Raw genomic sequence first — 12261 nt, 5'->3', positions numbered from 1 at the left:
CGGCGGTGCGCGATAGCGCGCACCGTACGGGTCACCGGTCTAGATCCATAGCAGCGCGATCGGCACCACCGCCCCAAGCGCCAACAGCATCAGCGACGCACGCCGCGACCCCTTGATCGAGAGCGCGATCATGATGCCAACCACCGTCGATGCGGCGAGGGCGATCGACAGCAGCACGACGAAGATCTTGAGCGGCAGCGGCGACGGCCGCTTCGCGTCCTTGCGTGGCCCGCCTTCAGGCTTCGCCGTTGCGACAGCCGCACCCGTCGGCTTGGGGCGCTCGGGTTTCGCCTCGCGTGGCGGCCCCTGATCCTTATGCACGCTCGCAAGCCAGACGATCCAGTTCGGCGGCGGACCGCCATACCCCTTCGCCTCCTGCAACCGGAAGGTCTGCAACGCGCCGCTGACCGAGAACAGCAGGATCATCGGCGCGAAGAACAGCCCGAGATAGGTGTGGTAACGCCGCAAGGCGCGCAGGGTGTTGGGTCTCATCGCGCAAGGCTAGGCGGGGAATAGCGCACACGCAACGGAAACGATTTTCCCGACGCTTCGCATCCCGTGCGCATCAAGACAGCACAAAAATCCGGATATTTTGGGTCGCGATTGCACCCGAAACGAACGAGACCGCGGAACCACCACGGTCTTGCCCCGTCGAGACCTAAGCTGCGCCGAACGCTCCATCGTCGCGCATCACGTGCAGCACGCCATCGGCAATCGCGAAGTAGGCGCCCCGCAGCTTGAGCGTCCCCGCCGCTTCGGCTTCCTGCACGAATGGGAAAGTGCGCAGGTTTGCGAGGCTGACCCGAACGGTCTCCAGTTCCATCGCATGAATGGCCTCTGGGCCAGTCCCATGCTCGGCGACGATCCGGTCGCGGGCTTCATCCAGCATGTCGACCCAGTGCGCGATGAAGCCGCCTTCACCGGGCTGCTTGCCCGCGAACGCGTCGGTCAGCGCGGCATGGACGCCGCCGCAGGAGCCGTGGCCCATCACCACGATCTCGGAAACCTTGAGCTGCGTCACCGCGAATTCGAGCGCTGCCGAGACACCGTGGCGCGACCCGTCGCGTTCGAACGGGGGGACGAGATTGGCGACGTTACGGACCACGAAGATCTCGCCCGGAGACGTGTCGAACACCTGCGCGGGATCGACTCGGCTGTCCGAACAGGCGATCACCATCACCTTCGGGCTTTGCCCGCGGGACAGTTCGGACCATCGGTCACGCTGGCGTGCCCAGTCGGTTTCGCGGAAGCGGTGATACCCGCCGACAAGATCAGAAAAATCGGTCATGGCAGCTGAATATCCGAAACATGCAAGGGGTGGCAAGCACGCGCAGCAATCGCTATCTGGCACCCATGAACGAGATCACCCCGCTTGCAGCGCAATCCGGCACCGATTCCCCCACGCGTCCGGCGCGGGAACGCAAACCGGACTGGATCCGCGTCAAGGCACCCGGCGGCGCCGCGTTTGCCGAGACGAAGGCGCTGATGCGCCGCCTCAACCTTGCCACCGTGTGCGAGGAAGCGGCGTGCCCGAACATCGGCGAATGCTGGACCAAGAAGCACGCGACGGTGATGATCCTTGGCGACACCTGCACCCGCGCCTGCGCGTTCTGCAACGTGAAGACGGGAATGCCGCGCGCGGTCGATGCACTGGAACCGCAGCACACCGCCGACGCCGCGGCCGAGCTGGGGCTTGAGCATATCGTGATCACCTCGGTCGATCGCGACGATCTGCCGGACGGTGGTGCCTCGCAATTCGTCAAGGTGATCGAGGCGCTGCGCCGCACGACGCCCAATACCACGATCGAGATCCTTACCCCCGACTTCCGCAACAAGACGCAGGCGGCGGTCGAGTCGATCGTTGCGGCGCGGCCCGACGTGTACAACCACAATCTCGAGACTGTCCCGCGGCTGTACCCGACGATCCGCCCCGGCGCGCGCTATTACGCGTCGCTGCGGCTGCTGGAGAGCGTGAAGCGGCACGACCCGTCGATCTTCACCAAGTCCGGCGTGATGCTGGGGCTGGGCGAGGAGCGGCTCGAGGTCCATCAGGTGATGGACGACATGCGCTCGGCCGACATCGATTTCCTGACGATGGGGCAGTATCTGCAGCCGACGCCGCGCCACACCAAGGTGATGGACTTCGTCAAGCCGCAGACCTTCGACGCATTCGCCGCGATCGCGCGGGCGAAGGGCTTCCTGCTCGTCGCGAGTTCGCCGCTGACGCGGTCGAGCTACCACGCCGGGGATGACTTCGCCCGGCTGCGCGCCGCGCGGGAGTTGAAGCTGGCCCGCGCCTGACATGCCGCGCCATTCCGAAACACGGCATTTGCCGTACACGCCAGAGCAGATGTTCGACATGGTGGCGGACGTCGGGCGCTATGCCGAGTTCCTGCCTTGGGTGTCGCAGATCCGCGTGCGGTCGCGGAGCGAGACACAGCTCGTCGCGGACATGATCGTCGGGTTCAAGGGCCTGCGCGAAACCTTCACGTCGAAGGTGGAGATGGAGCGGCCCGGCCACATCCACGTCGATTATCTCGACGGACCGCTCAAATATCTGCGCAACGACTGGGTCTTCCGCGCGGAGCCACAAGGGTGCGCGGTCGACTTCACGGTCGATTTCGCGTTCAAGAACCGTGTGTTCGAGATGCTTGCGGGGCAGGTGTTCGGTACCGCACTCCGCAAGATGATCGGTGCGTTCGAGGACCGGGCGAAGGTGCTTTACGGTGCTGCGTCGCCGTCCGGTTCGGTCGGCGGCAGCAGCAGTTCGAGCGCGCACAGCGCCGCCTGAAGCCTGACGCCACCGCGACCGAGATCGCCGAAATCCTTGCGATCGGCGACGACGTTGCCCGGATCCGCACCGCGCTCGGCGCGCGCGAACACGACGGTGCCGACCGGCTTCTTCTCCGAACCGCCACCGGGTCCTGCAACCCCGGTGATCGCCACGGCAATATCCGCGCCGCTGCGCTCCAGCGCGCCTTGCGCCATGCTCCACGCGGTCGCGACCGAGACCGCGCCGAAGGTTTCGATCACGTCCGCGCTGACCCGGAGCATCGTCGTCTTGGCGTCGTTCGAATAGGTCACGAAGCCGCATTCGAACATTTCGGACGATCCCGGAATTTCGGTGAGCGCCGCCGCGACCAGTCCTCCAGTGCAACTCTCCGCCAGCGCGACACGGCGACCGACGGCGAGATTGGCCTCGACCACCTTGCGGGCAGCTTCGACCAGTTCGGGGGGAAGGATGGTGTCCATCGTCATTTCGCCGTTTCGAAACAGACGGGCAGGTCGATCTTCTCGCCCCTGCGCGTCTTGGCCTGGATCGTGAGCATCAGGATTTGCGCCGCCACGTCGGCGGTGTTGCGCGGGGGCAGTGGCGCGAGGGCGCTGACGATCCGCTCGATCGAGGCGCAGTCGCGAACGTTGATCGTCTTGGTCACCTGTGCGACCAGCATGGTCGTGAGGATCGGGCGGACGAGTTCGGAATCGAGCATGCCGACATCCTCGACTCCGCCGATCTTGCCGATCACGCGCTTCGCCTGCGGCCACACCCGGTCCGCCTCGCTGCGATAACGCGACAGCATCGCGCTGCTGGTCTGGCGGATCGCCGCGCTGGCGGGGAGGACCGAACCACATGCAACCCCCGCAGCGCCGATCGCCTCGGGCAGGATGACTTGCGCGAGATCGGACACCTCGGACGCGCTCAGGCACGGGCTGACCTGCGGCTGGGCGGCCATCCCTGCGGTGGCGGTAAGCGCCAGCCAGGTCGCCGCGAGCGCGCGCTTCATCATGACGCCTGATCCTCCGGGACTCGCACGGTTGCCGCCGCCTGCGCGGCAATGCCTTCGCCGCGTCCGGTGAAGCCAAGCCGTTCTGTCGTCGTCGCTTTGATACTGACCTGACCGGGCTTCAACCGCAACAACTCTGCGATGCGATCGCGCATGGCGGCGCGGTGCGGGCCGACCTTGGGTTCCTCGCAAATCAACGTCAGGTCGATGAAATCGATGATGCCGCCGCGCCCGGTGATGAGGCTGGCGGCATGTTGCAGGAACTGCGCCGAGTCGGCCCCGCGCCATTGCGGGTCACTCGGCGGGAAATGCGTGCCGATGTCGCCCGCCGCGATCGTGCCGAGCAGCGCATCGGTGATCGCGTGGAGCGCGACGTCGGCGTCGCTATGCCCGGACAGGCCCTTGTCGTGCGGGATCAGCACGCCGCCGAGCCACAGTTCCTCGCCGACTTCGAGCCGGTGGACGTCGAAGCCGGTCGCCATCCGCGTCCGCAGCGTGGCTTCGAGCCGCGCCTCGGCGGCGGCGAAATCGGCGGGGTGAGTAATCTTCTCGAGCATGGGATCTCCTGGGACCAGCGCGACGGCCCCGCCGGCGGCGCGGACCATCTGGGCATCATCGGTGGGTTCGTCGCCACGCCAGCCGCGATGGGCGGCGAGGATCGCGGGGAAACGGAAGGCCTGCGGGGTCTGGATGCGGTGCAGCCCGTCGCGCGCGACGGTTCCGCCAAGGAGCGTCCCGCTGAGCGCGGTATCGCGCGCGAGCGTATCGGCGACGGGAAGGGCGGGGACCGCACCATCGCGCGTATCAAGCGCCGCCAGCAGCGCGTCGATCACGGTTGCGCTGAGGAAGGGCCGGGCGGCGTCGTGGATCAGGACGCGGTCGACCGCGCCGCCAAGTGCTTCGAGACCGGCGAGGACCGACAGGCGACGGGTCGCCCCGCCGATCACGGCGGTCACATCGCCCACCGCCGCCTGCAACGCCGCTTCCTGCCCCGCCCCGATCACGACAACGATCCGTCCGATTGCGGGATGGCGCTGCAAGGCCTCGTAGCTGTGCGCAAGGATCGCGCGTCCGCCGAGCGGTGCATATTGTTTGGGGACCGCGCTCCCGGAGCGCGCGCCGGTCCCGGCGGCGACAATGATGGCGGCGGTTGTGGTCGATGACATGCCGCGCGCCTAGCCGATGCCGCGCCGTCCCGCCAGCCTTGCCGCTACCGGCTGTCCCGGCTATAGGCTGCCTGTTTTTCAGGCACGCACCCGTGCGCAACAGAACAGGCTCCCGTGACCCCGCGTACGCTTCCCCCCCTGCAGATCGGACCGGTGACGATCGCGTCCCCGGTCATCCTCGCGCCGATGACGGGAGTGACCGACATGCCGTTCCGCACGCTGGTGCGGCGCTATGGGTCGGGGCTCAACGTGACCGAGATGGTCGCGAGCCAGGCCGCGATCCGCGAAACACGCCAGTCGATCCAGAAGGCGGCGTGGCATCCGATCGAGGATCCCGTCTCGATGCAGCTGGTCGGCTGTACGCCCTATGAGATGGGCGAAGCCGCAAAGCTGAGCGAGGATCGCGGCGCGGCGATCGTCGACATCAACATGGGCTGCCCGGTCCGCAAGGTGACCAACGGCGACGCCGGGTCAGCGCTGATGCGCGATCTCGACAATGCCGCCGCGATCATCAAGGGCGTGGTCGATGCGGTGACGGTGCCGGTGACGCTCAAGATGCGGATGGGCTGGGACCATTCGAGCCTGAACGCGCCCGATCTTGCCAAGATCGCGCAGGACCTGGGGTGCAAGATGGTGACGGTCCACGGCCGGACCCGCAACCAGATGTACAAGGGTAGCGCCGATTGGGCGTTCATCCGCTCGGTCAAAGACGCGGTCGCCATTCCCGTGATCGTCAATGGCGACATCTGCTCGATCGAGGACGCCGAGACGGCGCTCGACCAGTCGGGCGCGGATGGCGTGATGATCGGGCGCGGTGCATACGGACGCCCGTGGCTGCTAGGTCAGGTGGTGGAATGGTTCGCCCACGGACGACGTCGTGACGATCCCTCAATCGAAGAACAATACAACGTTATCGCAGAGCATTACGATGCAATGCTGACGCACTATGGCAGCGAGACCGGCGTCAATATGGCGCGCAAGCACATCGGCTGGTATACGCGCGGGCTGCACGGATCGGCGGAATTCCGCAACAAGGTCAACCAGATCCCCGACCCGAAAGTGGTGCAGGCGATGCTCGCTGAATTTTACGCGCCGTGGCGCAGCCGCGCGGCTGCGTGACCAAAACACGCGCGCCGGCCGATGCCGGACCGGGGTTCGCGGACCTGTTCGCCGCGCTGCCGGTGGCTGTGCTGGTGGTAGACCCGGAGTCGCGGATCGCGCATGCCAACGCCGAGTGCGAGGCGCTGCTCAACCTGTCCGAGCGCGCGATGCTGGGCCAGCCCCTGGCGTCGGTTATGCAAGATCCGCACGCACTCAACCCGCGCGACAATCACGGACTGTCAGCCTACGACGCCGAGATCATGTTGACCCGCGGCGGCAGCGTGCGGGTCGATTATGTCGAGACGCTGGTTGTCGACCATCCCGGCTGGCGCACGATCACGCTGCACCACGCGGCGGCTTCGCGCCGGCTCGGGCATAGCGCGGATCGTGCGGCGGCGGCGCGTGCCGCGATCGGCGCGGCGGCAATGCTCGCACACGAAATCAAGAATCCGTTGTCAGGCATTCGAGGGGCGGCGCAATTGCTCTCCAAGGGGAAGGATGCGGCCGAACTGACCACGCTGATCACGACCGAAGTCGACCGCGTCGCGGCGCTGATCGACCGGATGCAGGATTTCACCGACACGCGACCGCTCAACCTCGTTCCCGAGAACGTCTACCCGCTGCTCGACCATGCCCGCCGCGTCGCGCTGGCGGGGTTCGCACAGCATGTGAAGATCGATGAACGGTTCGATCCGTCGCTGCCACCGGCGTTGCTCGACCGGGACTCGATCCTGCAGGTCGTGCTCAACCTATTGAAGAACGCCAGCGAAGCGATGCGTGGGCAGGCGGATGCGCGGATCACGCTTGCGACCGCGTACCGCCACGGCATGGCGATTGCCCCAGCGGCGGGGCGCCCACGCCAACCGCTGCCGATCGAGATCAGCGTGATCGACAATGGTCCGGGCGCGCCGCCCGACATTGCCGACCATCTGTTCGACCCGTTTATCTCGGGCAAGCCCGAGGGGCAGGGGCTTGGTCTGGCGCTGGTCGACAAGCTCGTTCGCGACATGGGCGGGATTGTCCAATATGCGCGGGAAGGAACGCCCCCAATGACCGTGTTTCGCATCATGCTCCAGCGTGCGCTGCAATGACGGGGATGGGAAACCGAACCGGCCGGATCCTGGTCGTCGATGACGATGCGGCGATTCGCACGGTCGTCGGGCAAGCGCTCAAACGCGACGGCCACCGCACGACGACGGTGGCGACGATCGCGGAAGCCGAAGTCCAGCTGGCCGCAGGGCTGCCAGACGTCCTCGTGACCGACGTCATCCTGCCAGACGGGAATGGGCTGGATCTGGTCGAGCGTGTCGTCGCCGCGCATCCCGGGCTGCCGGTGATCGTCCTGTCGGCACAGAACACGCTCTCTACTGCGGTCCGGTCGAACGAAGTCGGCGCCTTCGACTATCTGCCAAAGCCATTCGATCTCGATGCGCTGTCGCAGAGCGTCCAGAGCGCGCTGGCGCGGGGGGCGGGCGGAATCCTCGAACCGAGCGACGCCGAGGACCATACGCTCCCGCTGATCGGGCGGTCCCCGGCGATGCAGGACGTCTATCGCATCATCGCGCGGGTGGTCTCGAACGATCTGACCGTCCTCGTCTCGGGCGAATCGGGGACCGGGAAGGAACTGGTCGCGCGCGCAATCCATGATCTGGGGCCGCGCCGACGGTCGCCGTTTCTCGCGCTCAACATGGCGGCGATCCCGCGCGAACTGATCGAGGCGGAACTGTTCGGGCATGAGCGCGGCGCCTTCACCGGCGCGCAGGCGCGATCCGCCGGGCGGTTCGAACAGGCGGCGGGGGGCACGCTGTTCCTCGACGAAATCGGCGACATGCCGATGGAGGCGCAAACCCGGTTGCTGCGCGTATTGCAATCCGGCGAGTTCACGACCGTGGGCGGCGCTCGGACGATCCGCGCCGATGTCCGGATCGTTGCCGCGACCAACCGCGAGCTCGCGCAGCTGGTCGCCACGGGACAGTTTCGCGAGGATTTGTTCTACCGGCTCAACGTCGTTCCGGTCACCTTGCCCGCGCTCCGTGCGCGCCGCCAGGATATTGCTCTGCTGGCACGCCATTTCCTCGATCGCGCAGTCGAAGATGGCTTGCCGCGCAAGCAGTTGACGACCGATGCTGTGGCGGTGCTGGAAGCGTATGACTGGCCCGGCAACGTCCGCGAGCTCGAGAATATGATGCGCCGCATGTCGGTGCTGGCGCGCGACGAACGCATCGACGGCATCGAAGTGCGCGGAATGCTGGGGCACGTCGCGCCGCCACGGCCGGTCGGCGACACCGGGATCGATGCGGCGATCCACGCCCGGATCGCGCGGCTTGCGGTCGAGGAGCCGGCGGCGCTCGACGACGGCAGCTTGTACGACCGGATCATTGCGGAGGTCGAGCGCCCGCTGATCGCGGCGTTGCTTGCGCGGCATGGCAACAATCAGCTCCGCGCAGCCAAAGCGCTCGGAATCAACCGCAACACGCTCCGCAAGCGACTGGATGTACTGGGAATTGAACCATGAGGTGCGGGCGGAGGAGCCGACAATCGGATGGACGGAAACAGATTGTGTGTTTTCTCCGCCACAATAGCGTTGTAGCAATGTCACGATGGAAGGCAGTACGCCCCCTTTGACGCGTTCGGGTCCCGACCAGCTCAGGCCGCTTGGACGCTCGCTGTTTCGCCTTCTTCCCGCGATCGAGTTTTTCGTCCTGAGCGCTGCGGTTGCGATCGCGATCGCGACCTACTTCATCATCACCGACGGCGCATCGTCGCATGCGCTGCTCAGCCCGCCACTGATTGCGTTCCTGCTGGTCGCGAACCTGATCCCGGCCGGCGCGCTGCTCGTCCTGCTTGGACGGCGGAGCGCGATGCGCCGCGCCGCCCGGCTCCCGATCGGCGGGCGCGCGCGATTGCACGTCCAGCTCGTCGCGCTGTTCTCGGTGATTGCAGCGGTGCCGACGCTGTTCGTGGTCGTGTTCGCATCGCTGCTGTTTCAATATGGCGTGCAGTTCTGGTATTCCGATCAGGCCCGCAGCATGATCGAGAACGCCACGGGAGTCGCCCGCACGTCGTACGACCAGATGCTGCGACGCTGGCAGGATCAGGCGGTGATCGCGGCTGCCGACATCTCGGACGATCTCCAGATCAAACTGCGGTCGCCTGAGTTTCCCAAATACTTTTTCAACCAGATCTATCTGCGCGGGCTTTCCGACGGCTTTCTCTTCATCGCCGAACCGAAGGGCGAGTCGCGTGAAATCGTTCAGGTGAACCCGGACAACCTCGATTACCGCAAGGAAGTCTCGCAAGCGGAACTCAGCCGTTTGCGCACCGGGACACAGAGCTTCACCTCCGTGAAGGGCGACCGGATCCAGACGGTGACCCTTGTGCCGGGGACCACCAACGTTTTTCTGCTGACCGTCGCGATCTCCGACCTGCACGTGATGGAGGTGCAATCCAAGCGCAGCATCGCGGTGTTGTCGAGCTACCGCGACCTCATCGCCAAATCGCGTTCGTTACAGCTCAAGTTCAACGCGGCGTTGCTGGCGATGTCGCTGTTCATCATCGCAATCGCGGTGTGGATCGCGCTTGCGGTGGCGGACCGCCTCGTCCGTCCGGTTGGCGAGCTGGTCGCTGCTGCGCACAAGGTCGCGACGGGCGACCTGACCGCGCGCGTTCCCGATACCAAGGTGCAGGACGAACTCGGCACGCTCGGGTCCGCGTTCAACCAGATGACCGAACGGTTGCAGGCGCAAACCGGCGCGCTGGAAAGCCGCCGTGCGCTGATCGAGGCGGTGATGTCGGGCGTAACGGCGGGGGTGATCTCGATTTCCCCCGACGGCGTCATTCGGCTCATCAACCGGTCTGCGATCTCCTTGCTCGACAGTACGGACGATACCCCGGTCGGCAAACCGCTGAGCCGCGTTTCGCCCGAGCTTGCCGCGCTGATCGAGCGCGACGAGCGCGATGCGATCGTCGAACTGGGGCAGGGCAATGACGCGCGGACGCTCGCGGTCAAGATCACCCGCGCCGCCGAAGGGCCGATCCTGACGTTCGATGATATCACCGGGCAGTTGCTCGACCAGCGCCGTGCGGCCTGGTCCGATGTCGCGCGCCGGATCGCGCATGAGATCAAGAACCCGCTCACCCCGATCCAGCTTGCCGCGGAACGGCTCCAACGGCGCTACGGCAAGCAAATCGATCCCGAGGACACGACTTTCGCGCGGCTGACCGACACGATCGTGCGTCAGGTCGGCGATTTGCGGCGGATGGTCGACGAATTCTCGTCGTTCGCACGGATGCCCAAGCCGGTGTTCCGCGAGGAATCGCTGGTCGAGCTCGCGCGGCAGACGCTGTTCCTGCACGAAGTCGCGCATCCGGGGATCAGCTTCAGCCTCGACGCCCCCGAGCAAACCCCTTCGCTCGTTTGCGATCGGCGCCAGATCAGTCAGGCGCTGACCAACATCGTCAAGAATGCGGTGGAAGCGGTCGAGGCCAATCCCGGCGCGCACGAAACGCGGATCGCGATGACGATCGAACCCGGCGACGGGAAGATCGTGCTCTCGGTCGCGGACACCGGGGTCGGCCTGCCGGCTGCGCGCGACCGGATCGTGGAGCCCTATGTTACCACGCGGGCGCGCGGGACAGGGCTGGGCCTCGCGATCGTCAAGAAGATCGTCGAAGAACATTGCGGAACGATCAGCTTCGCCGACCGACCGGGCGGTGGGACGATCGTATCGCTGTGCTTCGACACCGAACAGCTCGCCAAACTCGATGGCGGGGAAGATCCTGCCGCGGGCGCGTCCCCGAACGCGCCAGTCCTCGTACAGAACCGGACCTGAACCATGCCCCTCGATATCCTAGTCGTCGACGACGAACGCGACATTCGTGATCTGGTAGCCGGTGTCCTCGAGGACGAAGGCTATGACGCGCGCGTCGCGGGCGACAGCGATTCCGCGCTCGAGGCGATTTCGGTGCGGCGGCCGTCGTTGGTGCTGCTCGACGTATGGCTCCACGGATCGCGGCTCGACGGGCTCGAATTGCTCGACGAAATCAAGCGACGCGATCCCTCGATCCCGGTGCTGATGATTTCCGGCCACGGCAATCTCGATACCGCCGTCGCCGCGATCCGGCGCGGTGCGGCGGATTTCATCGAGAAGCCGTTCGAAGCAGAACGCTTGCTGCTGATGGTCGCGCGCGCGACCGAGACCGAGCGGCTGCGCGCCGAAGTCGCGAGCCTGCGCGCGAGCGTCGGGCGGGACAATGACCTGACCGGTAGCTCGACCGCGATCAACGGCGTGCGCGCGACCTTGAAACGGGTCGCCTCTACGGGAAGCCGCGTGCTCATCATGGGCGGCGCGGGGGTCGGCAAGGAAGTCGCGGCACGGTTGCTCCACGGCTGGAGCCAGCGCGCGACCGCGCCGTTCGTCGTCGTGAGCGCGGCGCGGATGACGCCCGAACGCGTCGAGGAAGAGCTGTTCGGTGTCGAGGAGGGCGGACAGCTGGTGCGGTCCGGGCTGCTCGAACAGGCGCATGGCGGCACGTTGTTCCTCGACGAGATTGCCGACATGCCGCTGACGACGCAGGGCCGGATCCTGCGCGTCCTGACCGAGCAAGCGTTCAACCGCGTCGGCGGGCAGCGCGTCGTCAAGGTCGACGTCCGGGTCGTGTCCGCGACCGCGCGCGATCTGCCGCACGAAATCGAGCAAGGGCGTTTCCGCGAGGACCTCTATTATCGGCTCAACGTCGTTCCCGTCGCGATTCCCGGGCTGTCGGAGCGGCGCGAGGACATTCCGGTGCTAATTGACCATTTCATGGCGCATTATGCGTCGGAGCGGCGCGTGGCGACTCCGCAGGTCGCGCCCGATGCGATGGTCGCACTGCAATCCTACGAATGGCCGGGCAACGTCCGGCAGTTGCGCAACATCGTAGAGCGCACGATCATCATGGCGCCGGGCGACCGGCTCGCGCGGATCGACGTCGACATGCTGCCGCCGGACATTCTCGGCGATCCGGGCGAAATGGGCAGCGGCGCGACCGCGATCATGGGCGCCCCCCTGCGCGAGGCCCGCGAAAGCTTCGAACGCGAGTATTTGCGGGTTCAGATCCGGCGCTTCTCGGGCAACATCTCCCGCACCGCCAATTTTATCGGGATGGAGCGATCGGCGCTGCACCGGAAGCTCAAGCTGTTGGGAATTACGGAAGTTCGCGAAGAGTAA

12 protein-coding genes are annotated in these 12261 nt (G+C 66.2%); 7 read left to right on the top strand and 5 right to left on the bottom strand.

The window, feature by feature from the left end; translation table 11 throughout:
• Positions 1–39: 39 nt before the first annotated feature.
• Positions 40–492 (bottom strand): hypothetical protein, encoded by a 453-nt coding sequence (locus QBJ92_RS16630; protein WP_277970824.1) that lies wholly within the window; start codon positions 490–492, stop codon positions 40–42.
• A gap of 166 nt (positions 493–658) precedes the next feature.
• Positions 659–1288: a carbonic anhydrase gene (locus tag QBJ92_RS16625; protein ID WP_277970823.1), complete on the bottom strand. Its 630-nt coding sequence runs from the start codon at positions 1286–1288 to the stop codon at positions 659–661.
• Between the two features lie 65 nt (positions 1289–1353).
• On the opposite strand from QBJ92_RS16625, the gene lipA reads away from it, so the two are divergent.
• Entirely contained in the window at positions 1354–2301 is a 948-nt protein-coding gene (lipA, locus tag QBJ92_RS16620; protein ID WP_277970838.1) for a lipoyl synthase, read from the top strand.
• A 1-nt stretch (position 2302) separates the two neighbouring features.
• On the top strand, positions 2303–2791 hold the full coding sequence (locus QBJ92_RS16615; protein ID WP_277970822.1) for a type II toxin-antitoxin system RatA family toxin: 489 nt from the start codon (positions 2303–2305) through the stop codon (positions 2789–2791).
• Here the strand turns inward: QBJ92_RS16615 and QBJ92_RS16610 are convergent.
• From QBJ92_RS16610 to QBJ92_RS16600, 3 genes are read right to left on the bottom strand one after another with little or no spacing between them, the layout of a single operon-like run.
• Positions 2722–3258 carry a CinA family protein gene (locus tag QBJ92_RS16610; RefSeq protein ID WP_277970821.1) on the bottom strand — a complete coding sequence of 179 codons (537 nt, stop codon included), beginning with the start codon at positions 3256–3258 and terminating at the stop codon, positions 2722–2724. The genes QBJ92_RS16615 and QBJ92_RS16610 overlap by 70 nt on opposite strands.
• A complete protein-coding gene (locus QBJ92_RS16605; RefSeq protein ID WP_277970820.1) occupies positions 3255–3788 on the bottom strand; it encodes a hypothetical protein in 534 nt (177 codons plus the stop codon). Before QBJ92_RS16605 ends, QBJ92_RS16610 begins: the two co-directional genes overlap by 4 nt.
• Complete coding sequence (locus QBJ92_RS16600) at positions 3785–4951, bottom strand: bifunctional 2-C-methyl-D-erythritol 4-phosphate cytidylyltransferase/2-C-methyl-D-erythritol 2,4-cyclodiphosphate synthase (RefSeq protein WP_277970819.1); 1167 nt, start codon at positions 4949–4951, stop codon at positions 3785–3787. Before QBJ92_RS16600 ends, QBJ92_RS16605 begins: the two co-directional genes overlap by 4 nt.
• 114 nt (positions 4952–5065) lie before the next feature.
• Between QBJ92_RS16600 and dusB the strand changes: the two genes are divergently transcribed.
• The 5 genes from dusB (at position 5066) to QBJ92_RS16575 (ending at position 12261) form a co-directional block, all read left to right on the top strand.
• A complete protein-coding gene (gene dusB / locus QBJ92_RS16595; protein WP_277970818.1) occupies positions 5066–6070 on the top strand; it encodes a tRNA dihydrouridine synthase DusB in 1005 nt (334 codons plus the stop codon).
• A complete protein-coding gene (locus QBJ92_RS16590; protein WP_277970817.1) occupies positions 6046–7143 on the top strand; it encodes a two-component system sensor histidine kinase NtrB in 1098 nt (365 codons plus the stop codon). Before dusB ends, QBJ92_RS16590 begins: the two co-directional genes overlap by 25 nt.
• Complete coding sequence (gene ntrC / locus QBJ92_RS16585) at positions 7140–8567, top strand: nitrogen regulation protein NR(I) (protein ID WP_277970816.1); 1428 nt, start codon at positions 7140–7142, stop codon at positions 8565–8567. The genes QBJ92_RS16590 and ntrC overlap by 4 nt, the downstream gene beginning before the upstream one ends.
• Before the next feature lie 85 nt (positions 8568–8652).
• Complete coding sequence (locus QBJ92_RS16580; RefSeq protein WP_431358426.1) at positions 8653–10884, top strand: sensor histidine kinase; 2232 nt, start codon at positions 8653–8655, stop codon at positions 10882–10884.
• 3 nt (positions 10885–10887) lie between these two features.
• The gene (locus tag QBJ92_RS16575) at positions 10888–12261 is read left to right on the top strand and encodes a sigma-54-dependent transcriptional regulator (protein WP_277970814.1); all 1374 of its coding nucleotides are present in this window, start codon (positions 10888–10890) and stop codon (positions 12259–12261) included.

It is taken from the genome of Sphingomonas echinoides (genome assembly GCF_029623395.1).
In the GTDB taxonomy this organism is placed as follows: domain Bacteria; phylum Pseudomonadota; class Alphaproteobacteria; order Sphingomonadales; family Sphingomonadaceae; genus Sphingomonas; species Sphingomonas echinoides_A.
The sequence above is the reverse complement of the archived record's forward strand: the minus strand, read 5'-3'. Positions and strand labels throughout refer to the sequence as shown.